This is a genomic window from Methylorubrum thiocyanatum (assembly GCA_014138645.1).
In the GTDB taxonomy this organism is placed as follows: Bacteria; Pseudomonadota; Alphaproteobacteria; order Rhizobiales; family Beijerinckiaceae; genus Methylobacterium; species Methylobacterium thiocyanatum.
On sequence record JACJIB010000016.1, the window covers coordinates 1 to 25,800 of the forward strand.

The following is a 25,800-nucleotide window of genomic DNA, read 5'->3' on the forward strand; positions in this document are numbered from 1 at the left end:
CGATCAGCGCCTCGGCGCGGGGTGGAGCAGCCCGGTAGCTCGTCAGGCTCATAACCTGAAGGTCGCTGGTTCAAATCCAGCCCCCGCAACCAACATCAACGCACCCGCGATCGCCCACGCAGACGCCCACCCGCAGCCCGCCGACCGACAGGTCCGCGGGCTTTTTGCTGTCCAGCGTTCCGGCCCCGCGCAACAGCCCCGACGCGCCCCGAAAGGGGAGGGGACCGCCCCTGTCCGTGGCCGACGGATGCCGTACCGCCTTCAAACCGAATGCGGCTGCACCGCCCTCAGCCCGATGGCGCTCGGGAGCGGTGCCCTCCGGACGGTCAGTAGAGAACGAAGGCCACCGTGGCGAGCGCGAAGTCCTTGGGCCTGCCGACAGCGCCGGTCCAGACCGGATCGTAGAACGCCGCCCCGAGGACGCCGGCCACAGGCGGCGTTGGTACCGCGCGTGGCGCTCGGCGGCCTCGGCCCTCGCCGCGGCTTGAGCACCGGGAGATCCGGGCCGCTCCGGTTGAGCGCGCCTCGTCCTTGCCCAGGCGTGGGCGGCCGGATCAGCAAGCCCGCGCGGCGCTTGAGCGAAGACCGAGTCCGCGAGCCCGAAGGGATCCAAAGGGATCCATCGGATGGGGGATGATCGGTTCAGGGGCCGTCCCGGCCCGGGGCGGGCCGGTAGGCTTCCGCCGGCAGATCGCGGGACAGGCTTTCGCCGATCGAGCGTCCCGGGGCCGGACTCGGCATCAGGTCGCGACCTGGGGCCTCGGGCGGTTTCGGCAGATCGGTGATGTAGCGCTGCGTGCCCCCCGGCGCGGGATTCGCGGCGGACGGATCGGGCGCCGGCACGGCGCCCTGCGGCGTCGTGGGAGCGAGGTAGCGGCGGCCGCCGGGATCGGTCGGCGTCGGCGGCCGCAGTGCTGGCGCCGCCTGCGGTGTCACGGCCGGCGGCGGAGCGGACGGCGTCGGCTTCGGCGCGGCCTCGGGCGGCGGTTCGCCGGGGGCGGGCCGGGCGGCCTGCCGCTTCACGGGCGCGGGCCGCTCGCGCCGGACGACGGGCGGGCGCGGCCGGGCCGGAGTGGGGCGGGCACCGGGCTCGCCGGGCAGGCTGATGGTCAGCCGCTCCACCGCGGCGACGAGGTCGTCGAGGCTCGCCTGCGCCGTACGGCACAACCGGATGCGCAGGGACAGGGCGCGCCGGCCCGCGGTCGGGGTCAGCGAGGCGTCGAACAGACCGCCGCGGCTCGCGACGCGCTGGGCCGTGCTCGCCCGCTCGAACCATTGCCACGCGTAGAGGCAGTCGGTCCCCAGCGCGAGGCCGATTGGTCCGTAGCCGTTGCGCCGCGGCGCGACGATGCGCAGGACCTGGCCGGGAAAGCGCACCGCGATCTCGCCCTCGATGCCGAACTGGCTCGGTTTGGCCAGCCGCGGCGGAAAGGCGAGCAGCAGGTCGCCGGTCTCGTTGCGCAGGGCCACCTCGGCATGGTTGCGGCCGTCGCCGCCCTCGAAGCGGATGCGCTGGTCGAACCCGTCGCGCAGGCGCGTCTCGACGACGCCCGCGACCGGGCCGGCGCCGGGCAGCCGCAGCACCGGCGCCGATTGGGCCAGGGCGGACTGGGGCGAGGCATGATCGGCGAGGAGCAGCGCCGCAACCGTCGCGAGCGACCTGAGGAGCGGCACTCTCACGGAAACCCTTTCCCGTTCGGTCCCGCACCGGAGGAGAGGCGGGAGGGCACGGAGAAGCGGTCGCTCTCCGGGCTCGTGGCGGCCCGGCCGCGCTCGGCCTGCTGATCCTGCCAGAGGGTGCCGAGCGGGGCGGGGGAGAGGCCTTCCGGCTTGTCGAGCCCGTTATAGCCCGGCAGCAGGGCGAAGCCGTAGCGCTCGTAGGGCATCGGGCCGGCCCCGTTCACCCGCCGCGCCACCAGGGGCGGACGCGCGGTGACCGGCTCGCGGGCATAGCTGCCGGGGGCGGCCGGCTCGGACAGCGCCCGCTGCAGCGAGGACGGCGGGTAGCGCAAGGCATTGTCGAGGGGCACGCTCAGCGGGAACTCGCCGCGCTGGACCGCCGCCGGCACCGTGCCGGCCTGGGCGCCGATCGTGGCCGCGTCCGGCCGCGGCACGCGGCCGTAGGAGGGGACGTCGGGCTTCGGCTCGGGTTTCGGTTCGAGTTTCGCCTGAGCGGGCGGCCGGGCCGGGGGCGACTGGGGCGCCGCGCAGGGCAGCGGCGGGCCGCCGGGATCCTCGCGGAACAGCATGTCGACGACCTTCGGGAACAGGCCGTCGTAGCGGTTCACGGTCTCGAGATAGGGGCGCTGGCGCTTCAGCCGCTGGAGCGTGAGGGCGTAGCCGAACACGGTCGTCTCGCTCGGCATCCAGGCGACGGCGCGCTGAAACCATTCGAGCGCGGTGTCGAACTGGCAGGAATTGTAGGCGTACCATGCCAGCCCCTGCGCGCCCTCGCCGGAGGCGGAGGCGATCACGACCTTGGCGTAGCGCTCGATCCGGGCGGGCTCGATGAAGGGCGGGTTGGCCAGCGTCAGCTTGCGTTCGAGCACGTCGATGAACAGCAGCTCGTTGCCGACGAAGCGGTCGCGCCAGGCGTAGGCGACCTCTTCCGCCTCGCGCAGCATGTTCAGCTCGCGCAGGGTATGGGCGAGGCCGTGAGCGACCATGGCGTCGCCGCCGCGGCCGATGGCGAGCTTGAACCATTCCAGCGCCTCGCGGAACTGGCGCCGCTTGTAGGCGTACCAGCCGAGCAGCCCGGTCTGGCTCGGGTCGCCGCTCTTGCGGGCATAGGCCTGGAAGGCGGTGAGGTCGGCCAGGGTCGGCGTCTGGGCCGGCTCGTCGTGCAGGAAGGCGGCGATGCGGGCGCGGGTGATGTCGAGGCGGATCGCGTCGAATTCCGAGGCGCCCTCCGGATTCGATCGGCCCATGGCGATGAGCCGCTCGGCCTGATCCATCTTGAGATGGCTCATCGCCTTCTGGATCGTGGCGAGGCGCGCGCCCGCATCGGCGCTGCCGTCGAGGACAGACTTGTAGAGGTCGAAGGCGTCCTCGGCCGCGCCCGTGACGGCCAGCGAGTCGGCGATGATCCAGAGGCTCTCGAGATCGGTCGTGTCGAGGGCGCTGGGATCGGCGCGGTAGAGCGCGACCACCTCCTCGGCGTTTCTGCCAGGTCCGTCCTTGCCAGCTCCGTCTTTGCCCGAACCGTTCTTGCCCGGTCCGTTCCTCTCCGCGGTGGCCTTGATGCCGTTGCGGAACTCCGCCCGACGGAGCTTGCGCGCCAGCTCCTCCGAGGGCTGCCAGTTCGGTTCGACGGAGCGGCGCGTGGCGATGGCGGCGCGCAGGTCCTGGAAGCGGCCGGCGGTGAACAGATCCCACAGCGGCGCCTCCTCGGGCGGGCTCGGCTGCAGGGTGTCGAGGTCGGCCGGCTCGGTCCAGCCCGGATAGAGCCGCTTCAACCGAGCGATCTCGGCCTTCATCCGCGCGGTCTGCTTCTGCGAGGCGTAGTAGCGCAGCGCGCTTTCGTCGACCATGCCGGGCGTGCCGCCCGTCTCCGGATCGACCACGATCGCGGGGGCGCGGGCGCCATCGCCGTAGACGACGCGCGGGGCGGCCTCGGGCGCCGCCTGGGGGCCGGTCTGGGCGAGGGCGGACTGGGTGAAAGCGGACGCCGCGCTCGCGAGCAGGAGCGCGGTCAGGCCGCCGGCCAGGGGCGTCAGGACTTCACGCATGACGGATACCGCATCCGGGCCGCGATCAGCGCGAGGAGGTGGAGGGTCATCGGATAGTAGTTCTGATTCTCCTGCACCGTTCTTAACGGTTCGGGAAACGGCGTGCCGTCGGCAGCGCAGGCGGTGAGCGCGGGGATCGCCGTGTAGCCGACCTCGCTCAGCCACTCGACCGGCTGCCCGTCGCGGGTGTCGACGATCGGCAGGCGCTCGCGCTCGATCCCGCCCCACAGCGTCTTGAACGGCGTGTAATCCTCCGGCCGCCCGACACCGGCCCAGGCGAGGTAGAGCGGCACGCGGATCGCGTTGTAGGAGAACAGCGGCGGGAAGCCGTCGGCGGGGCGCAGGCTGTCCTTGGCCGAGATCCACTCGGTGGGCAGGCTGCTAGGCCCGAACCGGGACTGGCGCAGGAAGTCGAGGCCGCTGCGGATCAGCGAGGCCCAGTCGTATTCCGGGGCGACGATCGGCAGCCGCTGGAAGGCGGGGAAGACCCAGTAGGACAGGTTGATGAGCGGCCCGTCGGCGCGTTCGCGGGCCGAGAAGCCGGAGACGGCGGGCAGCAGGAGCGGTCCGTGCGGGTCCTTGAACAGGATGGTCTTGCGACCGAACTCGACGGCGATGCGGCGCGCGGCGGTGCGGTAGGACGGCTCGCCCCAGGCCTCCGCCGCCTCGGTGAGCGCCCAGGCGACGAGGATGTCGCCGTCGGTGGCGTTGTTCATGTCCGCCACCGCCGGGCGGTGGTCGGGCGCCCAGCGCCACGCCAGCAATTCGTCGGAGCGCACCATCAGGTTGGCACGGGTCCAGCCCCAGATCCGCTCGAAGGCGGCCCGGTCGCCGGCCGCGACCGCGATCAGCATACCGTAGCCCTGGCCCTCGCTGTGGCTGATCATGCCGTTGGCGGTGTCGACGATCCGGCCCTGCTCGGTGATGAACCGTGCCCGGTAGGCGCGCCAGGCCGCGTCGTCGTCCAGGGTATTGGCGAGGGAAGGGCCGGAATCGGTCCGGGCCGGCGTCTCGGAGCGCGGCAGGCCGGGCAGGGCCGTGGCGGGCGGCACGGTGGTGGTCTCCGTCTGCTGGGGAGCCGGCTGCGCCATCTGCGGCGAGGTCTGCTGCGGAGATGCGGGCTGCGGCGCGGCCGGCTGCGGCGTCGGCTGGGCGGCGGCGGGGCTGGCCGCGGCAAGGGCGAGCGCCCATCCGGCGCGGCGCAGGGTGCCGCCGAGGCGGGAACGGCACGGCGTGCGGGGCGGCCGCATCAGGAATTCCTCCGGCCGAGCTGGCGCACGAGGCCCGTGGTGGCGAGGCCGAGGCACAGGGCCATGAACAGGGTCATGCCGACGTAGTAGCCGGGATTGAGGGAGAGCCACGCCGCCGAGACCAGCCGGAAATTGGCGAGCGACCACGTGCGGGTCTCGATCAGGGCGACGTGGTCCGGCTCGACGGTGGTGAGGGTGCCGTCCGAGGCGTCGAGGAAGGCGGCCCGCCCGACGAGGCGGGTCCAGACCACCGGATCGACGAGGCAGGAGACGGAGGCCTTGAGCATCGACGGGTTCGGCGCGGTCACGAGCACGGTGGTCTCGTCGAGCCCGATTCCGCTGCTGTCCTCGGCGATGATCAGCGAGGCGCGGGGATTGACCGGCACGGTCCCGGCCTTCGGCGCCTCCATCAGGCCCGTCGCCTCGCTGCGCAGCCGCAGGGCCGCGTTCGCGAGCCGGGTCCAGCCCTCGCGCAGGACCGTGGGCACGAAGGCGGCCCCCGACAGGGTCTGGTCCCAGCGGGCCACGAGTTCCTCGTCCGTCTCCGGGCGGCCCGGCCGGGGAACCCCCCGCGGTGTTGCGGTCGCCGCGGAGGCCGCGGCAGGCGCCGGCGTCGCGGCCGGAGCGGTGACCGGTGCGGAGGCCGGCGCGGCGACGCTGACCGGCACCGCGGCGGGCGGCAGGGCGCAGCGCATCGGCAGGTTGCGGCGCAGCCGGTCGAGGGTCAGCACACCCTCGGTGCCGAACTGGCCGGGCGTGGCCACGGTCTCGGCCCGCCCCTCCCAGATGCGGCGGATCTCGCCGGGATCGAGGCCGGCCCCCTGGATCGTCACCGGGTTGAGGGCGCGGGCGGGCGCCACCACGAGGTTGGCACCGCCCTCCGTTCCCCCGGCATCGGGCACGAGTTCGAAATCGATCACGCGTTTGGCGGCGATGGCGAGGCGGGCGACCAATGTCGCGGCGGCGTCCGCCGTCTCGCGGTCGGTGACCGGCAGAACGAGGCGCGGGCGCGGACCCGCCGCGGTGAACGGCACCGCTCCCGCCTTGACCGCCGCGAGATCGGGGCTGCGCACGGCGCGCGCGAGCGCCGGGATTTCGAGGCGGGTGCGGTCGAGGAAGAGGAAGCGCGGCTGCCGTGCGGCCGGGGAGAGGGTGTCGCAGACCTTGTCCGACGCGTTGGGCAGCTGCGCGCTGATTTCGACGCTGTTCAGGCCCGGCCGCCACAGGCTCAGGGGCAGCGGGATGGCCTGATCGTCGAACACCTCGCCGCGGGCATAGGGCAGCGGCACGCTCGCGGCGTTGCGGCCGTTGATGTCGACGACGATCTGGGCGCTCGGATCGAGGCCCGCGGCGTAGCCGCCGGCCAGATGCAGCATCACCTTGCCGTAGTCGGCGGGCACGAAGTCGGCGGGGAAGCGCAGCTCGATCCGGGTGCGCAGCAGGCGCCCGTTGAATTCGCGGGTGGCGACGCCGAGGCGCTCCAGGTCGAGCCGCTCGCCACCCTGAACCTCGTAGCCCCGGATCAGCGGGGCCAGCGCCGTGCCGGGCCCGCTGCCGCCGGCATCGCCCGCCGCGGCGAGCTGGGCGGTCGCCGTGCGCAGGTCGTCGGGGCCGGTGCCGGTCACGACGAGGGTCGGGGCGCGGTTACCCCGCGGCGGCAGCAGGGCGAGCCGCGGCCCGGTGATCGGCCCGAGATCCTCCGCGCCGTCCGTGCCGCGGATCTCGGCGGCGGTGCCGACGAGCAGGTTGACGCCGGTGCGGCCGGTGAGCGGCGGCCCGAAGCTGACCGCGGGCCGGGCGAGACGGCTCACCACGGCGAGCGCCTGCACGGCGCCGATCATCCGCTCCAGCCGCGGCAGGGTCGGCTTCTCGTTGAGCAGGACGCCGACGGGCAGCGCGCCGCTCTCGTCGGGCTCCAGGGCGGCCAGGGCCTTCAGGTCGAGATCGGTGGCCGGTGCGACCACCAGCCCGGAGCGGGAGGGGTCGATCTGCGTCCACAGCTCGTAGGTCGCCTCGATCGCGCAATCGACCCGGTGGCGCTGGCTCGCGGTGAGGGTGATGGCGTTGTAGCCGGCCTTCAGCACCCCGTCGGGGATCGCGAATTCCACGACCTTGACGGCGCCGGGCGCCTGGATCCGGGTCCAGCCGACCTTGGTGCCGTTGACGAGGCCGGTGAGTTCCGAGCCCTCCGGCGCCACCGAGATCGCCGAGAGGTAGGAGACGCGCAGCCGCGCCGCGCCCCGCACCTGCCCCTCGGTGAGGTAGACCGGGTATTGCAGCATGTCCTCCTCGCCCGAGAGGCGGAAGCCGCGGGTGCCCGCGGGCAGGCGCCGGGCCGGGGCGATGGTGGCCTGGATCTGGGGACGGCGGACGGTGTCGGCCGGCTCGCCCGGGGAGCGGCCCTGGGCCGGCGCGGCGGCCGATTGCGCCGGGGGTTGGGCCGGCGCGGCGGGGCTCTGCTTGCGCAGGGCGTCCCCCGTCGGGGGCACGGTCAGGCGCTCGGCCGGACCGCTCCCGAGGAAGCTCTGGGCCCGGGCCGCCGGACCCGCCGCGACGGTGCAGGCGAGCACGAGGGCCAGGGCCAGGACGATCGGGTGCCGGGGGAAGCCGGCGCGTGAAGGAGGGCGCAGGGTCATCGCGCTCACGCCGTGCCGGCGCCGCGGCCGGCACGCCCGGCCAGCGCCCGCTCGTTCTCGTAATCGAGCATCATGCCGACCCAGTCGTTCGAGGCGCGGGCGGGGGCGTGAGGCGCGGCGTGAGGCGCGACTTGTGGTGCGACTTGCGGCGCGGCTTGGACGCTCGCCTGGGGGGCGCCCTGCGCCTCGGCCGGGACGGCTTCCCTGAACGCCGCCGGTACGGCTTGCGGTACGGCCTGCGGCGCGGGCCGAAGCGGGGCGGAGGGGAGCAGCGGCTCGGGCAGGTTCGCCCCGGTCGGGGCCTGTTCCGGCGCGTCGTAGATCGGCGAGGTGCCGTCGAGCACGGGCGCCGCGGCCGGCCGCGCATCGGCGGCGAGCGCGTAGCGCACGGCGCGGAACGGCTCGGAGAGCCCCCACCAGATGAATTGCAGCGTGCCGGTCAGGATGTCCTTGTGACGCCGCCGCCGCATCTGGAAGCGGCGCATCGCCTCCGCGTCGCCGTACATCAGGCCGGCCAGCGCCACGTAGTCCTGCGGGCGCAGGCGGCCGAAGCTCAGGCGGGCGAAGGCCTCGTCCTTGGCGCGGTCGATCCCCTCCAAGGTCACCGGCAGGGCGCCGGCCGCGCGCGCGCCGGCTACCGGCACGACGGTGAGCGCGCCGGTGAGCGCGCGGTGCCCGGCCCCCGTCGGAAGCAGGGCGGCGGGCAGCCGCACCGTGCAGGCCTCCGCCGAGACGCGCTCGATCGACACGTCGATGGCCCGGCCGGCCAGCGTGATCTGGCCGCGCCGGTTGATGGCGAGCGAGGGGGTGCGCTCCAGTTGCCGCCGCTCGGCGCAGACCCCGAGGGCGGCGCCGGCGGTGAGCAGGTTGAAGAAGTTCCACAGGCCGACCACCAGCATCAGGTTGGTCACGCCCGGCTCGAACAGGTAGCGCCACGCCGCCACCGCGCAGCCCGCCGCGAGCAGCCCGTAGACGGCGAAGAACGGGAGCGAGGCCGACGAGAGGTGGTCGTGATCGAGGCTGATGCCCTTGTCGGTGACGTTGAAGGTGGGCTTGCGCGGCGACCAGATCACCGAGACGATCGCCTTCGACAGGTACAGGCCCTGGACGTACTCGTAGAGTTCCGAGACGAACGGCCAGCGGAACTTGCCGTAGACGTAGTTCTGCATCATCAGGTTGATGACGATATAGGTCGCCGTATAGGCAATCGATTCATCGACGCTGGCGACGAAGATTTTCAGGTCGAAGAAGATGTGCAGCAGCGGCGCGAACATGAAGATCAGCCGCGGCACGGGGAAGAACCAGAACGTCATGCTGGAGAGGTAGGCGATCTTCTGGATCGGCTTGAGCCCCTTCTGCAAAACGGGGTTCTTCAGGAGCAGGATCTGGAACATGCCCTGGCACCAGCGCGAGCGCTGGCCGATGAAGGCCGAAAGCGTCTCGGGCTGGAGACCGGCGATCAGGGGCTTGTCGACATAGGCGCTGGTCCAGCCGCGGGAATGCAGCTCGAAGGCGGTCTCGCAATCCTCGGTGATGGTGATGCCGGAGAACCCGCCGGCCTCGTCCAGCGCGGTGCGGCGCAGCAGGGCGGCGGAGCCGCAGAAGAACGAGCCGTTCCACTTGTCGAGCCCGCGCTGCGTCACCGCGTAGAACATCTCGTTCTCCGACGGCATCCGCTCGAAGGTGCGCAGGTTCCGCTCGATCGGGTCCGGGTTGAGGAAGGCGTGCGGGGTCTGGACGAGGAACAGCTTCGGATCCTCGGCGAAGTAGCCGACGGTCTCGCTCAGGAAGGAGCGGAACGGGACGTGGTCGGCGTCGAGCACGACGACGATCTCGCCGGTGGCGAAGGCGAGCCCGTTGTTGAGATTGCCCGCCTTGGCGTGCTCGTTGCGGGCGCGGGTGAGGTAGCGGCAGCCCAGCGCTTCGGCGAGCGCCGTCAGGTCGCGCCGCCGCTCGCGGGCGGCCTCGGCCTTCTTCGGGTTGGGATCAGCGCATTTCTGGTCGGTGCCGCCGTCGTCGAGGAGCCACACGGTGAGCTTGTCGGGCGGGTAGTTGATCTGGCGCGCGGCCGCCAGCGTCATCGCCAGGATCGCCGCGTCCTCGTTGTAGGTCGGCACGAACACGTCGACGCTGGGCAGTTCGGCCGCGCTCGCCACGGGGGGCGGGGGGCGCCTGAGCGGGTCGGCGTTGATGATCAGGCTGACGAACAGGATGAAGACGCAGTACAACTCGCCCACGAGCAGCAGCAGGCCGAAGCCGAAGCTGACCGGATCGCCGGGGGAGGGCAGCGTGTCGGTGACCCGCCACAGGATGTAGCGGAGCACCACGAGGCTCCCGAGCGCCAGGAACACGAAGCGGGTGCGCGGCCCGTCGAGGAACAGCCACAGCACGATCATCGCCGCCATGGCGGCGAGACTCATGGCGAGCTGGTTCTGGGTCCCGACCGGTTGGCTCAGCAGAACGAGGCCGGCGACCGTCGTTCCCATCCAGGCCAGCCACCGCAGCGCACGTATCACACTCGCCACCCCTGCGTCGTAGACTGGTCCACCATTGAAATACGACGATTTGCAGATGCGTTCACGCGTCCGCGGCCCAACTCTGCGAACAAGGTTGATTTTGCGCCGCGGGGCGTCCCGACATCCGTAGGAAAAGGCCCGCGGTTTTGGAAGGACTTTTGCGGAAAACACATCACCGGCTAAGGAATGCATTCCTTAGCCGGTGATCATGTTTCGACCGAGACGGAAGTACTTTGCGATGAGACGGGACGGCAAGGCGGCGGATTGTCCGCGCGGGGGCGAAATCCCGGCCGCCACCGCCCGCCCGGCTCAGAAGTTCGCCCGCGCCTCGATGCTCGAATAGTAGCCCGTGCCCTGGACCCGGTCCCGCACGTAGCCGGCGGCGAGCGACATCTGGACGGGGCCGAAGCTGAGGCCGGAGAGATGGGCGCCGACGCGGTACTGGCGGAAGAAGTCGTCGCCGAGGAACAGCGCCTCGGGGCCGATATAGACGCCGTCGGCGACCATGTAGCCGACGCGGAAGCGGGAATAGTAGGCGTTGAACTTGGTCGAGTAGGAGCCGTAGGCCGAGACCATGGTCCGGTCGGTCGGGGTCGCGTAGAAGTTTCCGGCGACCTTCAGGCCGACGCCGGTTCCGACGACCGGGTTCCCGGGATCGGGGATCGAGAGCTGGTTGCTGCGGACGTTGAAGCCGATATAGCCGGCGAGCGCCGCGTCCCGCCAGATCCACTCGTAGCCGGTGAGCAGCGAGCCCTCCTGCTGGTAGCCGGTGACGCGGGCGCCGACGGCCTGTCCGGGATAGGAGTAGGTGCCGGCCACGCCCTCGACCCGCACCCGCGCGCCGCTCACCGTCGGCGGGCTGCCGAGCGCGGTCGTCACGGTGACGGAGCCGAAGGCCGAGGAGTTGGAGGTGATGCTGGTCGAGCCGTCGACGGCCACCGCCCAACTGTCGTCCACGGCCTGCGCCTGCGCCCCGGTGTACCAGTCGACATTGGCCGCCGCGGGAGCCGGCGCCGGCAGGTCGGCGGCCTCGGACGGAGCGGCCAGCACGGACGGGAGCGCAGCCGCGAGGCCGCAGGCAAGAATACGAAGATTCCCGCGAGTCCGTTGATGGTTGCGACAAACCACAGCCATTCGATCCTCGGATACGCACACGCTACGCACCGATTTATCGGACTCCACGGTTAACAAAAGCCTCCCGTAATCGGGAAAAACCTATTTCCATCGGGCCGAGATCTTGGGAGCGAGATCTCGGGAACGCGATCTTGGAAAGTAGCGGCGAGACAGGCGCGCCGGCCGGTTCTACGCCGCCCGGACCTGCGGGGCCGCCGCGCTCAGCACCGCTGCGAGGTCGTCGGGCCGGAACGGCTTGTCCAGTTGCAGGAACTGCCGCGCCGCCTCCGGCAGGTGCCCGTGCGGGCTCGCCAGGATGATGCGGATCTCGGGGTAGCGCTCCACCACCGTCGCGGCGAGCTGGAGCCCGGTCATCACCGGCATGGACTGGTCGGCCACCATGGCGTCGAAGGCCGCGTCCTCGCCGAGCCGTGCGAGGGCGTGCTCGCCCGAGGCCGCCTGGACCACGTCGTGGCCGAGTTCGGTCAGCGCCTCGGCCAGGCTCGCCCGGACGAGGCCGTCGCTCTCCACGAGGAGGACGCGCAGCGCAGGCTGCCAGAAGACCGGCTCCTCGGCCCGCGGCTCGGCGGCCTTCAGCCAGATCTCGGCGACGAAGGCCTCGTCGCCGGTCCCGTCGCAGACGGGGCGCCAGCCGGCGCCGATCTCGGCGAGGAGCCGGGCCGCCGTCTCCAGCGCTGTGCGGGAGGGCGCCTCGGCCCGCCGGCCGGGCTCGGGCTGCCCGCTGGCGATCAGCAGACGCACGTAGGATCCCGGCGGCAGACCCAGGTTGAGGCCCGTCTCCGCCTCGGCCAGGGGCTTGGCGGAGACGGGGTCGGCAGCCTGAGAGGTCGTCTTGGGGCCGCTCGCCACGTCCTCGACGGCCCCGACCGCGAAACCGTACAGCCCGTGATCGCGGACATGGACGGCGAGGTTGAGCAGGACGAGTTCGAGGATGCGTTCGGCGCACAGAACCCGCGGCAGGTCGCCGGGGACGCGGTTGAGGACCGGCACGTCGCGCAGCACGTTGGCCTGGAGGAAGGCGAGGGCAGCCTCGACCGTCGTGCCGACGTCGCTCTCGGCCAGCGTCCCGAGCGAGGCCTCGTCCTCGCCGCGCACGAGGCTCAGCATCCGCCGCGTCAGCGCGGCCCCGCGCTCGGCGCCCGAGAGGGCCGCATCGACGAGACGGGCCGGCTCCGGGTTCAGGCCGTGGCGGCGGCGCAGGGTCGCGAGGTTGGCCTGCACGATCGTGAGCACGTCGTTGAAATCGTGGACGATGCCGTCGGTCACGCGGCGCAGGACGGTGTTGCGGCGCCGCTCGTTCAAACCGGCGGGCGTCTCCGAGACGCCGCCCTCGATCGCCCGGCTCAGGGCGTGGATGCGGCGGCCGTCGCCCGCCTCGCGCAGGAAGCGCACCAGCACCCGCCGCTCCGCCTCGGGGACCGCTTCTTCGCCCTCGGCGCGGGCGCGCAGCACCACGTCGTGCGGCCCGTCCGCCCGGCGCGCCGCGTCGAGGGTGAGGTCGAGGAGAGCGTGGTCCGCGGGCTCGAACCACGCGGCGAGGTCGGCGAGGTCGGTGGCGTGGTCCGGGGCCGACATCGTGCCGGTCCGGTCGGAATCCGACCAGACGACCTGGCGCGTCTCCGGATCGATCTCCCAGCAGGTCCAGCCGGACATCGCCTCGAAGGTCTGGAGCCGGCCCTTGATCCGGTCGAGGCCGGTGCCGGCCAGGGCCAGCGCCGCATCGGTGCTCTGGGAGCGGCCGGAGACCGCCTCGCTCAGCGCCGCGATCTCGCGCACCGGGGAGGCCGCGGCCTCCTCCGGCCCGGCCGCACCCTCGGCCAGACGCTGCAGCGGCTGCGCGGCCCGTCCGCCCAGGACGTAGCCGAGCCCGGCCGCCCCGCCGACGACGGCGAGCGCCAAGATCAGGAGGCGCCCGTCCGGGAGCCCGCCCGCCGCCGCGGCCGGGGGCGCGGAGGCGGTGACGATCCAGCCGGGACTGCCGCGTTCACGCCCGCCCTGGACCGGCACGGAGGCCGAGCGGTGCTCCCCCCACGACGCAGCCGGCGTGCCGGCGAGCACCCGCCCGTCGGCCCCCCGCACGGTGAAGCCGACCGTGTCGGGCAGGTCGAGCGCCTGCCGCAGACGGGCGCCGAGATCGAGGAAGCCGGGGCCGGCGCGCAGCTGGATCCGATCGGCACGCCCCGGCATTCCGAGGGAGAGCACGACGTCGAAGGGCGCCGTCTCGTCGCCGTCGTTGGTGGCGATGACGATCCCCGCATGGTGCGCCCGGGCGAACCAGGGCTGCCTAGCGACGCTGCTGCCGGTTCGGCGCCGGTCGGCGGCGGCGCGCACGAGCCCGTCCGGGCCGATCAGGGCGGCATCGCTGTAGCGCGGGTTGAGCGCGAGCCAGTCCCGGAGCAGGGCCGAGCGCTCGGCCTCGCCCAGCGCCGTATCCTCCGGGCGCAGCAGCAGCGCCACCGTGCGCGCATCCGCGACGCTGCCGTTGAGTTCCGCATCGACCGCTTCCGCGAAGGCGCGTGCGCCGGCCAGCGCGGCCCTTTGCGCGCCGTCCGCCGTAGGGCCGGCGCCGAGCATCGCGGTCCCGATCCAGGCGAGCGCGAGCGCGCCCGCCGCGATCAGGGCGAGCTGGGCCGCGTTCAGCACCTTGAGCGAGATCCGAACGGAATCCAGCATGCGGGGGCTCCGCCGGCACAGCTTGCCGGCCGCAGGAGGCCGGGATTGGCAATCCTGCCCTCTAGACGAGGGCGCCAAGCGCTTAAGGGCCGGTTAACGCTGGCGGCATTGACCGCCGCTGCGGGGCTGGCGGCGGGGCCGGCCCTGGGGAGGGGCGGGCCATCGCATCATCCGATGCATCGTGCCGCGCGTGCAACAGACATCGGTCGGAGCGATCCGTCCGTCCCGCGCCCGAATCGGCCGTGCCTTCGGCGCCTTCCGTCTCCAGGGGTTTGTGTTCGAGGGATTTGTGGTTTTTGTGGCATGCACCTTGCCAGGGAGGTCGCGCCGGCCGGGAGAGCCGGTGACGGCGAGCACGGGCGTATCCCCTCACGCCCCCGCGGGGGCGACTCTTGTGAGCGATCCCACCGGGACGGGATCGGCCTCGCCGTCTTCAAGGATGCGGAGCGCGAGATCGAGATGAACGCAATGGCCCTTTCCGTCGCCGTCACCCCCGAGCCGGCCGAGGATGCGCTGGCGGCGCGGCTGATCGAGATGACGGTCGAGGACTGCCAGCGCGCCTTTGCCGAGGGCAGCGTCACCGCGGAGGCGCTGGCGCAGGCCTTCCTGGCGCGGATCGAGACCTACAACCCGCGCTACAAGGCGCTCATCGTGATGAATCCGCAGGCACTCGACGATGCCCGCGCCATCGATGGCCGCCGGGCGGCCGGCGAGACGCTGGGGCCGCTCGCGGGCGTGCCCGTGGTCATCAAGGACACGATGGACATGGCGGGCCTGCCGAGCACCGGCGGCTGGCACTTCCTGAGCGCCGAAGCCGGCGGCGTCGACCTGATCCCGGCCACCGACGCGCCGGTGACGGCGCGGATGCGCGAGGCCGGCTGCGTCATCCTCGGCAAGACCAACGTGCCGGTGCTGAGCCATACCGGCAGCCACGCCAACGATTCCTGGGCCGGCCCCACCCTCAACCCGGCCGCGCCCGACCGCATCCCCGGCGGGTCGAGCGCCGGCACCGCCACGGCGGTGGCCGCGAGCCTCGCCGTCCTGGGGCTCGCCGAGGAGACCGGCGGCTCGATCCAGAACCCGGCCTCGGCGCAGGGTCTGGTCGGCATCAAGCCGAGCTTCGGCCTCGTGCCGAATGCCGGCGTGATGCCGCTGGCCGGCAGCACCCGCGACGTGGTCGGGCCGATCGCCCGCTGCGTGCGCGACGCCGCGCTCACCCTCGATGCGCTCGCCGGCTACACCGCCGCCGATCCCAAAACCGTGGCCGGCATCGGCAAGCGCCCGGCGGGCGGCTACACCGCCGGCCTCGAACCCGGTGCCCTGGCCGGCAAGCGCCTCGGCCTCTACGGACCCGGCTGGCGCGATCTGCCGCTCTCGGAGGAGGCGTCCGCCCTCTACGCCCGGGCGCAGGCCGAACTCGAGGCCGCCGGCGCCACCCTGGTGGCCGACCCCTTCGCCGGCACGGATTTCGCCGCCATCGCCGAGCCGACGCCGGGCCTCGTCTACTTCGACGCCCGCGGCTTCGAATCCGCGCCCTACGACCTCCAGCTCTACCTGGAGCGGATGGGGCCGGATGTGGCGATCCGCAGCTTTGCCGCCTTCGCCGAGGCCACCAAGGCGGAGGACGCCTTCGCGCCGGGCGGCGTGCTGCACCCGATCACCAACCTGCGCCAGCTCGCCGCCTGCCTCGCCGACCCGGCGAGCCCGCCCGACGTCTCCGACTTCCTCGCCGCCCGCGAAGCCTATCTCGCGGTCTTCGACCGGGTGATGGCGGAGCACGGGCTCGACGCCCTGGTCTTCCCGCAGATGCGGGCCGAACTGCCGCCGCTGCACGGGCCCGGCACGCTGCTCGAGACCACGGTCTGCGAGATCAACATCGCCGGCCTGCCGGGGGTGACGCTGCCGGCGGGCGCCTACGCCTCCGGCTCGCCGTTCAACTTGATCTTCGTCGGCCGGATGTGGAGCGAGGGCGACCTGCTCGCCTGTGCCTACGCCTACGAGCAGGCGACGCATCACCGCCGCGCCCCGGCCCTCGACGCCTGATCCCTGCGCGACCGGAACCAGGCCCGTCCGGCTTCACGGAGCCGGGCGGGCCTGCTGCAACCTGTGAACGTAGTGAAATTGTGCGCGACCATTCTGCGTCCGCGGCGCTATCCTGATCTCAAAGGGGGACAGGGCCGGGATGCTGACCGATCATCGCCACGAGGAAATTCTCTCGCAGCTCGCGCAGACGGGGCGGGTCGGCGTCACCAGCATCGCCGCCGCCCTGGCGGTCTCCGACGAGACGATCCGGCGCGACCTGAAGATGCTTGAGGAGCGCGGCCTCCTGCGGCGCATCCACGGCGGCGCGGTGCGCCCGCGCCTCGATCAGGAACGCCCGCTCACCGAGCGCAGCGGTCTGAACAGCCGCGAGAAGGGCCGCGTCGCCGCCCTGGCCGAGGGGCTGGTGGAGGACGGGATGTCGATCTTCATCGACACCGGCACCACGACGCTCGCCTTCGCCCGGCGGCTCACGACCCGCAAGCTCACGGTGACGACGAATTCCATCGACCTCGCGCTGCTGCTCGCCGAGAGCCCGGCGCGGGTGAACCTGACGCCGGGCCGGCTGCGGCCGAACGACAACGCGCTGGTCGGCTACGACACCGTGGACTACGCCCGGCGCCACTTCTTCGACCTCGCGATCATGGGCATCGCCGCCTGCGACCTCGCCCAGGGCTGGATGGACTACGAGGAGCACGAATCCGTCCTGCGCCGGGCGCTGCACGGCCAGACCCGGCGGGCGGTGCTGCTTGCCGATTCGCGTAAGTTCGGGCGGCAAGCCAACCTCCGGACCTTCGACCTCGCCGCGCCGCTCACCGTGGTGACGGACCGGCCGCCGCCCGAGCCCTTCGCCGACCGCTTCAGCCGGCACGACATCGATCTGATCTGCGGCTGACGGCTCGGATCAGGGCGCCTCACGGCGTCGGTAGCGTCGGCGTGACCTCGGGCGGGGTCTCGCGCACGGCCCGCAACTCGTACCAGAGGGCGTTGAGCACGCCGACCGCGGCGGCCAGTCCGAGGCCGAGGATCCAGGCGAAGTACCACATCGTCGCGTTTCCTGATGCGAGAGCAGGGGGAGGGGAGGAAGGCCCCGGCGGCGCCGGGGCCGGGAGCGTCAGTAGGCGGCCGAGCCGGGGGCGGTGATGTCGCGGTCCGAGACCTTGCCCCACAGCACCCGGTAGACCCATGCCGTGTAGGCAAGGATGATCGGCAGGAAGATCACCGTCGCGATCAGCATGTTGCGCAGGGTCGCCCGGCTGGAGGAGGCGTCGAACACGGTCAGCGCGTGGCCCGGATGCGTGCTCGAGGGCAGGATGACCGGGAACATCGACAGGCCGACGGTGGCGATGATGCAGGCGATGCCGAGGCTGGAGGCCAGGAAGGTCAGCCCCTCGTGCCGGCTGCGGAAGCCGAGCGCCGCCAGCAGCGGGCCGGCGATGCCGAGGAGCGGCACCAGCGCGAGTGCGGGATGGGCCCAAAAATTGGCGAGCCACGCCCCCGCATCCGCCACGACCGCCTTGGCCAGCGGATTGGACGGGCCGTCGCCGGGGAGCGGGCTCGCCACCCGGTAGCCGCCGAAGGCGCCGGCCCAGACCAGGAGGCCGCCGAGGGCGAACAGGGCGGCGGTGGCGAGCGCCGCCTTGAGCCCGATGGCGCGGGCGCGCTCGGCGACCGGCCCCTCGGCCTTGAAGGCGAGCCACGCCGCGCCGTGCGCCACCAGCATGGCCAGGGAGACGAGGCCGCACAGCAGCGCCAGCGGGTTGAGAAGGCCCAGCAAACCGCCGCCGTAGATCGGGCGAAGGTCGCCCGTGAAGTGGAAGGGCACGCCCTGGAGCACGTTGCCGACGGCGACGCCGAAGATCAGCGCCGGCACCGCGCCGCCGACGAACAGGGCCCAATCCCAGCGCGCGCGCCATGCCGCGCTCGCCCGCTTCGAGCGGTACTTGAACGCCACCGGCCGCAGGATCAGGGCGAACAGCACGAGGAACATGGCGAGGTAGAAGCCGGAGAAGCTCAGCGCGTAGAGCGCCGGCCAAGCGGCGAAGATCGCGCCGCCGCCGAGCACCAGCCAGACCTGGTTGCCTTCCCAGGTGGCGGAGACGGTGTGGATCGCCACGCGCCGCTCGACATCGGTGCGGCCGACGAAGGGGAGCAGGGCGCCGACGCCGAGATCGAAGCCGTCGGTGAGGGCAAAGCCGATCAGCAGCACGCCGAGCAGCACCCACCAGATCAGGCGTAGGCTTTCGTAGTCCGAGAGAAGGGCGAGCATGAGGGAGACTCCTCGGGGGAGGGGGCCGGCGCGGCCGGGGGCGCCGGCAGGGAGCGAAGGCAGGGAGCGAAGGCAGGGGGCGACGGGACGGGACGGCTACTCGGCGGCGGCGAGGCCGGCCTCGTTCCGGTTCGTGCCGGCGCCGGGGAAGAGGGCGGCCGGGTCCTCGGCCAGGGTCTCCGGCCCCTTGGCGATGGCGCGCAGCATCAGCTGCACCTCGATCACCGCGAGCACGCCATAGACCCCGGTGAAGCCGGCGATGGTGATGAGGAGCGACGGGATGCCGAGTTCGGAGGTGGCGAGCGCGGTCGGCAGCACGCCCTCGATGATCCAGGGCTGGCGGCCGAACTCGGCGACGAACCAGCCGAACTCGATGGCGATCCAGGGCAGCGGCAGGGCGAAGAGCGCGGCCCGGAACAGCCAGCGCGGCGCCTCGGCCTCGCGGGCCGTGTACCAGAGCGCGGCGCCGAACAGGGCGATCAAGAGGAAGCCGCAGGCCACCATCGCCCGGAAGGTGAAGAACAGCGAGGGCACGTGCGGCACGGTGGACCACGCCGCCCGGTCGATATCCGCGTCGCTCGCCTTGAGCGGATCGCCGATCAGCGGCTTGAGGAGCTGGGCGTAGCCGAGATCCTGTTGCGTCCGGGCGAAGTCGGCGCGGGCCGCCGCATCGGTGCGGTCGGCCTTGATCCGCTCCAGGGCGGCGTAGGCGACGAGCCCGTTGCGGATGCGGTCCTTGGCGTGCCCGACCAGTTCGGTGATGCCGGGGATCTCGGTCGTCAGCGAGCGGGTGCCGATCAGGCCCATCGCGTAGGGGATGTGGAGCGCGTAGCGAGTGGTGCGGCTCTCCAGATCCGGGACGCCGACCGCGGTGAAGGCGGCCGGGGCGGCTTCCGTGTGCCACATCGCCTCCATGGCGGCGAGCTTCATCTTCTGGTGGTCGGTGACGGCGTAGCCGCTCTCGTCGCCCAGCACGACGACGCTGAGCGCCGAGGCGAGGCCGAAGGCCGCCGCGATGGCGAACGAGCGCTTGGCGAGTTCGAGATGCCGCCCGCGCAGGATGTAGAAGGCGGAGACGCCGAGCACGAACACCGCGCCGCAGACATAGCCGGCCGAGACCGTGTGGACGAACTTCGCCTGCGCCACCGGATTGAAGATCACGGCAGCGAAGTCGGTCACCTCCATGCGCATCGTGTCGGGGTTGAACAGCGAGCCGACCGGGTTCTGCATCCAGCCGTTGGCGATCAGGATCCACAGCGCGGAGAAGTTGGTGCCGAGCGCCATCAGCCACGTGACGACGCAGTGGGCGAGCGCCGAGAGCTTGTCCCAGCCGAAGAAGAACAGCCCGACGAAGGTCGCCTCAAGGAAGAAGGCCATCAGGCCCTCGATGGCGAGCGGCGCCCCGAACACGTCGCCGACATAGTGCGAGTAATAGGCCCAGTTCATGCCGAACTGGAACTCCATGGTCAGGCCGGTGGCGACGCCCAGGGCGAAGTTGATCCCGAACAGGAGGCCCCAGAACCTGGTCATGTCGCGCCAGATCTTGCGGCGCGTCATGACGTAGACCGTCTCCATCATGGCGACGAGAATCGAGAGTCCGAGCGTCAGCGGCACGAACAGGAAGTGGTACATCGCCGTCAGCGCGAATTGCAGGCGCGACAGATCGACGAGCAGCGGATCGGTCATGGGAGGCTCCTTGTCCGACGTTGCCTCTCGCGCTGCCGCGCTTGGCGATCCTTGACGCAGATCAAAGCCGCTTCCGCCGCCGCCGCCGCACAAGGCGGCATGACCCGACGATCCCCCCGCGCCCGTTCCGGCCGCGCCGCCCTCGAGCATCGTCCCGAAAGGTGGCTGCCGGCTTTCGGAAAAAGACGATGTAAAAACAAGAGCCTAGCGCATCGTCCCGGATCCGATATCCGGGACGATGCGCTAGAGCCCGCGGCGCTCGTCCTCGCCCGTGGGGCGGCGCGGGCCGGCCTGTCGCGCCTGCACGCCCTCCAGGCGCTGCGCTGCGCCGCGACGCTGGGGCTCGCCGTGGCGCTGGCGCGGCTCGCGGGCGCGCTGATCGAGACGGGAGAACTCGACGGGATCGCGCTCGGCCTTGCCGGGGCCTGCCTCCTTGCGGGGGCCGGGCTCGGAAGCCTGATCGAGGCGCGCAGCGCCGCCCTGGAGGCGGCGGTCGCCGTCGCGCTCGTCGATGCCGCCGAGGCGCGGCTCGCCGCGATGCCGGCCCGCGCCGCCGCCGACCTGCCCCGCGGCGCGGTGATCGCCGGCCTGCAGCGGCATCCCGGTGCACTCGCCCGCCTCGTCGTCGGCCATGCCGCGGCGCGGCGGATGATGGCGCTCGGGCCGGTGCTGACGGCGGGGGCGGTCGCGCTGGTGTCCTGGCAGGCGGCCGTCGCGCTGCTCCTCGCCACGCCGGTGATGATCGTATTCTTCGCCCTCGTCGGCGGCCTGATCCGCGACCGGGCCGCCGTGCAGGAGGCGGCGCTCGGGCGCCTCGCCACTCAGTTCGCCGACCGGGTGCGGGTGCTGCCGACGATCCTCGCCGCCCACGGCCTGCCGCGCGAGACGGCCAAGCTCGACCGACGGCTCAAGACTTACGCCGACGGCACCATGGGCGTACTGGCGGTGGCCTTTCTGAACGCGGGCGTGCTCGACTTCTTCGCCTCGCTCGCCATCGCGATCCTGGCGGTGTTCCTCGGACTCGGCCATCTCGGCCTCGCCGAAATTCCGGGTTTCGCGCATCTGGCGCTGTGGCAGAGCCTGCTGATCCTGCTGCTCGCTCCCGAGTATTTTCTGCCGTTCCGCCGCTACGCCGAGCTCTACCATGCCAAGGCGGAAGGGGAGGCCGCGGCCGAGGCGCTGGCCTGGGTCTTTTCGGAGGACGCCGAGACGAGGCCCGAGCGCGGCTCGGTTCCCGCAATGCCGGGCGCCCGCGGCCTCGTCCTGCCCCATGCCGGGCCCGTCGCCGATTTCGATCTGCCGGAGACCGGGCTCGTCGCCGTGACCGGGCCGAGCGGGGCGGGTAAATCGACGCTGCTGCGGGTTCTCGCCGATGTCGAGGCGCCGCTTGCCGGGGCTTGTCGCCTGCCGGGGCCGGGCGTTGCGGCGACCTGGGTCTCCCTCGACACGCCGATCCCGGCGGGCACGCTCGGCGCGGCGATCGCGGACGGCACGACCGCGACGGCGGAAGCCGTGGCGACCGCCGCCGCGACCCTCGGCCTCAGCGAGGATCCGCACTGGCCCGGCGGCCTCGACGCCCCCGTGCGGGCAGGCGCCGAAAACCTCTCCGGCGGCCAGCGGGTCCGAGTCGCCGTCGCGCGCCTGCTGCTGCGGCCGGGCCCCGCCTTCTGTGACGAGCCGACCGCCAAGCTCGACCCGGACAACGCCGCGCGGGTTCGCCGAGCCCTGGCCCGCGCCGCCCGCACCCGCCTCATCATCGTGGCGACCCACGATCCCGCCCTCGCGGCGCTCGCCGACCGGCGCATCGCCCTCGGTGCCATCCCTTCCGAGAAGCAGGCGGCCTGATGCACACCCGACCCGATACGGCCCCCGCCGCCGGCGCCCGCCGCGCCGACACGTCCCGCGCTTGGACCCTCGCCTTTGCCCTCGCCGCCCTGGCGCTCGCCGCGAATCTCGCCCTGGCCGGCACGGCCGTGACCTTCCTGGCCGCTGTGGCCCTGGCCGGCGCCGGGCCGGCGGCCTTCGCCTTCAACTTCCACCACCCCGCCGCTCTGGTGCGCCTGTTCGCGCTGCTGCGCACGGGCGCGCGCTACGGTGAGCGCATGGCCGGCCACCGGGCGGCTTTGAGCGATCAGGTCCGCCGCCGCGCCGGCCTGTTCGCGGCCCTGGCACGGGCACCGGAGAGCCGCGGTGCCGGCTGGCAGCTCGGGCGGCCGGAGCGGCTCGCCGACTTCATCGACGATGTCGCCGACATCGACTACGCCCGGCTGCGCGTCGGCTTTCCCGTTGCCTTGACCGGCGCCGCGCTCGGCCTCCTCACACTCCTCACCGCCTATCTCGCGCCGCTCGCGCTCCTTCCCGTCGCCGGGCTCGCGCTCGCCGGCACCCTCCTCGCCCGGCGCACGCTGAGGCGGCTCGCCGGGATCGAGGCGTGGACGCGCAACGCGCGCCGCGCCGCGGCCACCCATCTCGGCGCCGCCCTCGCGGGGGCCGTGCCGCTCGCGGCCGAGGGACGCCGCCGCGCCGCCCTGCGGATCGCCCTCGATCCGCTGCGCGATGCCGAGCGCGAGGCCGCCGACGGACGCCGGGCGCTCGCCCGGTTCGAGGCTCTGCTGGCGCTCGCCGGCCCCGGCCTCGCCCTGGCGGTGCTGCTCGCCGCCTGGAACGCGGGCGCCCGCGGCACCGGGCTCCTGCCCGCCGCCTTCCTGGCCTTCGCCTGGCTCGGGCTCGCCGAGCCGCTCCTGTCCCTCGCGCGGGCGCTGCCGGGTTCGGTCCGCGCGCGTCTTGCCCGCCAATCCCTCGCCATCGAGCCGGGCCTCGCCGCCGAGCCGGCGCCGCGGCCCGGCCCGGCCCCCGGCGCCCTGACCCTGCACGGCCTGCACCTATGGGCGCCGGACGGCCGCGATCTCGGCCGCGATCTTGGACCGCTGCCGGACTTGGCCGTCGTTCCCGGCACGCCGCTGACCCTCGTCGGCGCCAGCGGCTGCGGCAAGACCACCCTGCTGAAGGCGCTGGCCGGCTGGAACGCGGAGCGGCCCGGCGAGACGATCCGGCTCGGCGGCGCCGTCCGCCCGGCGGCCGAGCGGCGGGCGCTGACGCATCTGAGCCTGCACGACGCCGCGATCCTGTCCGACACCGTGCGCGAGAACCTGTTCGCGCCCGGCGCCTCCGACGCGGTGCTGTGGGCGGCGCTGGAGGCCGTCGAACTCGACGCCCGCATCCGCACCGGCGGCGGCCTCGACGCCTGGATCGCCGAGGGCAGCCTCTCGCTGGGCGAGGCGCAGCGCCTCAACCTCGCCCGCGCCTGCTTGAGCCCGGCCCCTATCCTCCTGCTCGACGAGCCGGCCGAGCATTTGCGCGACGATCAGGCCGCGCGCATCCTCGCGCGTCTGCTCGCCCGCTGGCGCGACCGCGTCGTCGTGCTGACGAGCCACCGCCCGGATCTCGGGCTGCCCGGGCGCCGGGTCGCGCTCGGGACGGCGTGAGGGCCGAATCGGGGGCGGCAGGCGTGCTCGCCCCGCCTGCCGGTCCGGGGCGGACCCGTACCGTGCCGTCGTGGCCGGGGAAGAGGCCGAGTAGTTCCGGTGTGAGACCGGAGGTTCAGGCACATCATCCCCGGTAGAGAGGCGAGGTTATCCCCGGAATATCCTCTCCATCGACTGCGCTTTGTCTCCTACTCGCTTCGGTTCTCCGGCTCTGTTCGCTCCGACTTCACAGGCGGGGCGGATCGGGGCTATTGGATAGGCTTGGAGGATGCGCGGCGGGAGGTGTCCGATGCACGGCTCAGCAGAGCGCTCAGTGGAGCACGCCGATGCCGAGCCCGCTCCGGCGGGGCATGCCTGCGCCCACGACCGGTCGGAGGGCGGATGCGCCGCGTGCAAGGTCCGCCTCGTCAGCGTCTGTGCGGCGCTCACGAGTGAGGAACTCGCCGGCCTGGAGGCGCTGAGCCAGCACGTCCATCTCGATCCGCGCCAAGCCCTGTTCCAGCAGGACGACCGGGCCGGCGCCGTCTACAACGTCACCGAGGGAGCCTTGCGCCTGTCGCGGCTCCTGCCGGATGGGCGGCGGCAGGTGATGGGCTTCGCCCTGGTCGGCGATTTCCTCGGCCTCGCGCTCCCTGAGCGCTTCACCGTCACCGCCGAGGCGCTGGCGCCGACGGCGCTCTGCCGGTTCGAGAAGGGCGCTTTCGCCGGCCTCGTCACCCGGACGCCGCACCTGCTGCAACGCCTCTACGAGCGGGCCGGCCACGAGCTGACCCTGGCGCAGGATCACATGATGCTGCTGGGCCGCCGCACCGCCGAGGAGAAGGTGGCGAGCTTCCTGCTCGGCCTGCGCGCCCGCTACGGCCGCATCGGCCACGAGTCCATCACCGTCGAGCTGCCGATGGGCCGGCAGGACATCGCCGACCATCTCGGCCTCACCATCGAGACGGTGAGCCGGATGCTGACCCGGCTCGACCGCGAGAAGGCGATCCTGATCGTGCCCGGCGGCGTGCGCCTGATGGACATTCCCCGGCTCGAAGGCCTCGCGGCAAACTGACCTCGTCTCACCGTTCGAGGGTCTGGAGGTAGGCGATCAGGGCCTGCGCCTCGTCGGGGTCGAGCCGGAATTCCGGCATCGTCGGGTGCCCCGTGGTGATGCCCTCGGCCAAGGCTTCGGACAGGTCCGTCACCGGGTAGCGGCGGTGCAACTCGCGGAACGGCGGCGCCTCCGCCAGGGGGCTCGCGCCGATGCGCCCGATCGCGTGGCAGCGGGCGCAGTTGGTGCGCGCGATGGTCTCGCCGCGCCGGGCCTGGGCGTCGAGGGCGTGGGCCGCCGTGGGTAGGACGGCCGGCAAGGCGATCGGCAAGGCGACCGGCAAGGCGACCGGCAAGGCGGCGATCAGCAGGAGGGCGGTGGTCGGAAGACGCATCAGTGGCACATCAGGCAGGGGATGGGGCTGCGTTGCAGCATCTCGTAGGTGACGCCGCCGAACAGCCATTCGCGCAGGCGGGCATGGCCGTAGGCGCCCATTACGATCAGGTCGGCCTCCTGTTTCAGGGCGAAGCGCAGGAGTTCGTCGCCGTCGCTCACGACGGTGCGCAGCAGGTGGGTCGTGACCGCGGCGCCGTGGCGGGCGAGGTGGTCGGCCACGTCCTCCGCGCCCTCGTAGCGGGCGCCGTCGCCGGTGCTGGCGACGAAGACCTGATCCGCCTCGCGGATGAAGGGCAGCGCGGCCGAGACGGCCCGGCGCGCTTCCCGGCTGTCCTTCCAGCCCACGACGATCCGCGCGCCCCGGAGCCCGCTGCCGGCCGGCTCCATGCGGGGGGGCAGCACGAGGACCGGGCGGGCGGCTTCCATCAGGACGGGGCCGGGCGGGGCGCCGAGGGCACCGCGCGGAGGGTCGTCGGATCCGCGGCGTCCCACCACGACGAGGTCGGCCGCCCGCGCCTGCTCGACGAGATGGGTGATCGGGCCTGTCAGAGCCTCGCGCCACGCGCGGCGCACCGGATGGTCGCCAGCGGTGTCGGCGGAGCGCTCGAACAGGGCGCGGGCCCGTTCGAGCATGGCGCGCGCCTTCTCCTCGAATTTCGGATCCTCGTCGTCGATCTCGCCGATGTCGCGCACGTAGTCCGGCGCCGGCACCTGGCAGGCGGCCGCCCCCGTGAGCGTCGCCTCGAAGCGCCGCGCGAGGCCGGCGGCGAGCCGGACGCGCTCGGCGGCGGTCCCCCCGAGATCGACCGAGACCAGGATGTTCGCGTAAGCCATTCTCGTCTCCTGCGGCGTCTCCATCCGCGCGACGCCACGCATCCTTGCGGTCACCCGCCCCCGATGCCTTGATCCAGCGCAAGGCGGTTGCCCGCCCGCCTGCCTCCTCCCCCATGCCCC

Annotated in this window: 17 protein-coding genes and 1 tRNA gene; 6 read left to right on the forward strand and 12 right to left on the reverse strand. The window is 72.8% G+C overall.

Annotated elements, in window-relative coordinates:
- Window positions 1-15 precede the first annotated feature (15 nt).
- Window positions 16-92 (forward strand) — tRNA-Met (locus HNR51_RS25945).
- Window positions 93-642: 550 nt separating this feature from the next.
- Here the strand turns inward: HNR51_RS25945 and bcsN are convergent.
- The 7 genes from bcsN to HNR51_RS25985 all read right to left on the reverse strand — a co-directional run bounded on the left by bcsN (window position 643) and on the right by HNR51_RS25985 (window position 13,937).
- Complete coding sequence (gene bcsN, locus HNR51_RS25955; RefSeq protein WP_182556882.1) at window positions 643-1,680, reverse strand: cellulose biosynthesis protein BcsN; 1,038 nt, start codon at window positions 1,678-1,680, stop codon at window positions 643-645.
- Entirely contained in the window at window positions 1,677-3,728 is a 2,052-nt protein-coding gene (locus HNR51_RS25960) for a hypothetical protein (protein ID WP_182556883.1), read from the reverse strand. The genes bcsN and HNR51_RS25960 overlap by 4 nt, the downstream gene beginning before the upstream one ends.
- Entirely contained in the window at window positions 3,713-4,978 is a 1,266-nt protein-coding gene (locus HNR51_RS25965; RefSeq protein WP_182556884.1) for a family 8 glycosyl hydrolase, read from the reverse strand. Before HNR51_RS25965 ends, HNR51_RS25960 begins: the two co-directional genes overlap by 16 nt.
- Window positions 4,978-7,623 carry a cellulose biosynthesis cyclic di-GMP-binding regulatory protein BcsB gene (locus tag HNR51_RS25970; protein WP_182556885.1) on the reverse strand — a complete coding sequence of 882 codons (2,646 nt, stop codon included), beginning with the start codon at window positions 7,621-7,623 and terminating at the stop codon, window positions 4,978-4,980. Before HNR51_RS25970 ends, HNR51_RS25965 begins: the two co-directional genes overlap by 1 nt.
- On the reverse strand, window positions 7,620-10,139 hold the full coding sequence (gene bcsA, locus HNR51_RS25975; protein ID WP_182556886.1) for a UDP-forming cellulose synthase catalytic subunit: 2,520 nt from the start codon (window positions 10,137-10,139) through the stop codon (window positions 7,620-7,622). Before bcsA ends, HNR51_RS25970 begins: the two co-directional genes overlap by 4 nt.
- 300 nt (window positions 10,140-10,439) lie before the next feature.
- Complete coding sequence (bcsS, locus tag HNR51_RS25980) at window positions 10,440-11,264, reverse strand: cellulose biosynthesis protein BcsS (RefSeq protein WP_012453231.1); 825 nt, start codon at window positions 11,262-11,264, stop codon at window positions 10,440-10,442.
- Window positions 11,265-11,432: 168 nt separating this feature from the next.
- The gene (locus HNR51_RS25985) at window positions 11,433-13,937 is read right to left on the reverse strand and encodes a response regulator (protein WP_182556887.1); all 2,505 of its coding nucleotides are present in this window, start codon (window positions 13,935-13,937) and stop codon (window positions 11,433-11,435) included.
- Window positions 13,938-14,396: 459 nt separating this feature from the next.
- Here HNR51_RS25985 and HNR51_RS25990 point away from each other — a divergent pair, with 459 nt between their 5' ends.
- Both HNR51_RS25990 and HNR51_RS25995 read left to right on the forward strand, forming a co-directional pair.
- Window positions 14,397-15,980, forward strand: a complete 1,584-nt coding sequence (locus tag HNR51_RS25990; RefSeq protein ID WP_182556888.1) for an amidase — start codon at window positions 14,397-14,399, stop codon at window positions 15,978-15,980.
- Between the two features lie 139 nt (window positions 15,981-16,119).
- A complete protein-coding gene (locus tag HNR51_RS25995; RefSeq protein WP_152276291.1) occupies window positions 16,120-16,872 on the forward strand; it encodes a DeoR/GlpR family DNA-binding transcription regulator in 753 nt (250 codons plus the stop codon).
- A 19-nt stretch (window positions 16,873-16,891) separates the two neighbouring features.
- On the opposite strand, the gene cydX is transcribed toward HNR51_RS25995, so the two are convergent.
- The 3 genes from cydX to HNR51_RS26010 all read right to left on the reverse strand — a co-directional run bounded on the left by cydX (window position 16,892) and on the right by HNR51_RS26010 (window position 19,932).
- Entirely contained in the window at window positions 16,892-17,023 is a 132-nt protein-coding gene (cydX, locus tag HNR51_RS26000; protein WP_012453227.1) for a cytochrome bd-I oxidase subunit CydX, read from the reverse strand.
- Between the two features lie 68 nt (window positions 17,024-17,091).
- Entirely contained in the window at window positions 17,092-18,246 is a 1,155-nt protein-coding gene (gene cydB / locus HNR51_RS26005; protein WP_182556889.1) for a cytochrome d ubiquinol oxidase subunit II, read from the reverse strand.
- A 96-nt stretch (window positions 18,247-18,342) separates the two neighbouring features.
- Window positions 18,343-19,932: a cytochrome ubiquinol oxidase subunit I gene (locus tag HNR51_RS26010; protein ID WP_182556890.1), complete on the reverse strand. Its 1,590-nt coding sequence runs from the start codon at window positions 19,930-19,932 to the stop codon at window positions 18,343-18,345.
- A gap of 99 nt (window positions 19,933-20,031) precedes the next feature.
- On the opposite strand from HNR51_RS26010, the gene HNR51_RS26015 reads away from it, so the two are divergent.
- From HNR51_RS26015 to HNR51_RS26025, 3 genes are all read left to right on the forward strand, one after another.
- Window positions 20,032-21,777 carry an ATP-binding cassette domain-containing protein gene (locus tag HNR51_RS26015; RefSeq protein WP_210280264.1) on the forward strand — a complete coding sequence of 582 codons (1,746 nt, stop codon included), beginning with the start codon at window positions 20,032-20,034 and terminating at the stop codon, window positions 21,775-21,777.
- Window positions 21,777-23,417, forward strand: a complete 1,641-nt coding sequence (locus HNR51_RS26020; RefSeq protein ID WP_182556891.1) for an ATP-binding cassette domain-containing protein — start codon at window positions 21,777-21,779, stop codon at window positions 23,415-23,417. Before HNR51_RS26015 ends, HNR51_RS26020 begins: the two co-directional genes overlap by 1 nt.
- 289 nt (window positions 23,418-23,706) lie before the next feature.
- Window positions 23,707-24,471 (forward strand): Crp/Fnr family transcriptional regulator, encoded by a 765-nt coding sequence (locus tag HNR51_RS26025; RefSeq protein WP_182556892.1) that lies wholly within the window; start codon window positions 23,707-23,709, stop codon window positions 24,469-24,471.
- Between the two features lie 7 nt (window positions 24,472-24,478).
- Here the strand turns inward: HNR51_RS26025 and HNR51_RS26030 are convergent, their stop codons facing one another.
- Window positions 24,479-24,844: a c-type cytochrome gene (locus HNR51_RS26030; RefSeq protein ID WP_239681402.1), complete on the reverse strand. Its 366-nt coding sequence runs from the start codon at window positions 24,842-24,844 to the stop codon at window positions 24,479-24,481.
- Entirely contained in the window at window positions 24,844-25,680 is an 837-nt protein-coding gene (locus HNR51_RS26035; protein WP_182556893.1) for a universal stress protein, read from the reverse strand. Before HNR51_RS26035 ends, HNR51_RS26030 begins: the two co-directional genes overlap by 1 nt.
- Window positions 25,681-25,800 lie beyond the last annotated feature (120 nt).

What these genes read in the sequence shown, in the direction of transcription:
- HNR51_RS25960 (WP_182556883.1), bottom strand. Translation starts at nt 3,728, where the DNA reads ATGCGTGAAGTCCTGACGCCCCTGGCCGGCGGCCTGACCGCGCTCCTG.
- HNR51_RS25965 (WP_182556884.1), bottom strand. Translation starts at nt 4,978, where the DNA reads ATGCGGCCGCCCCGCACGCCGTGCCGTTCCCGCCTCGGCGGCACCCTG.
- bcsS (WP_012453231.1), bottom strand. Translation starts at nt 11,264, where the DNA reads ATGGCTGTGGTTTGTCGCAACCATCAACGGACTCGCGGGAATCTTCGT.
- HNR51_RS25985 (WP_182556887.1), bottom strand. Translation starts at nt 13,937, where the DNA reads ATGCTGGATTCCGTTCGGATCTCGCTCAAGGTGCTGAACGCGGCCCAG.
- HNR51_RS25990 (WP_182556888.1), top strand. Translation starts at nt 14,397, where the DNA reads ATGAACGCAATGGCCCTTTCCGTCGCCGTCACCCCCGAGCCGGCCGAG.
- HNR51_RS25995 (WP_152276291.1), top strand. Translation starts at nt 16,120, where the DNA reads ATGCTGACCGATCATCGCCACGAGGAAATTCTCTCGCAGCTCGCGCAG.
- cydX (WP_012453227.1), bottom strand. Translation starts at nt 17,023, where the DNA reads ATGTGGTACTTCGCCTGGATCCTCGGCCTCGGACTGGCCGCCGCGGTC.
- cydB (WP_182556889.1), bottom strand. Translation starts at nt 18,246, where the DNA reads ATGCTCGCCCTTCTCTCGGACTACGAAAGCCTACGCCTGATCTGGTGG.
- HNR51_RS26010 (WP_182556890.1), bottom strand. Translation starts at nt 19,932, where the DNA reads ATGACCGATCCGCTGCTCGTCGATCTGTCGCGCCTGCAATTCGCGCTG.
- HNR51_RS26015 (WP_210280264.1), top strand. Translation starts at nt 20,032, where the DNA reads ATGACCCGACGATCCCCCCGCGCCCGTTCCGGCCGCGCCGCCCTCGAG.
- HNR51_RS26020 (WP_182556891.1), top strand. Translation starts at nt 21,777, where the DNA reads ATGCACACCCGACCCGATACGGCCCCCGCCGCCGGCGCCCGCCGCGCC.
- HNR51_RS26025 (WP_182556892.1), top strand. Translation starts at nt 23,707, where the DNA reads ATGCACGGCTCAGCAGAGCGCTCAGTGGAGCACGCCGATGCCGAGCCC.
- HNR51_RS26030 (WP_239681402.1), bottom strand. Translation starts at nt 24,844, where the DNA reads ATGCGTCTTCCGACCACCGCCCTCCTGCTGATCGCCGCCTTGCCGGTC.
- HNR51_RS26035 (WP_182556893.1), bottom strand. Translation starts at nt 25,680, where the DNA reads ATGGCTTACGCGAACATCCTGGTCTCGGTCGATCTCGGGGGGACCGCC.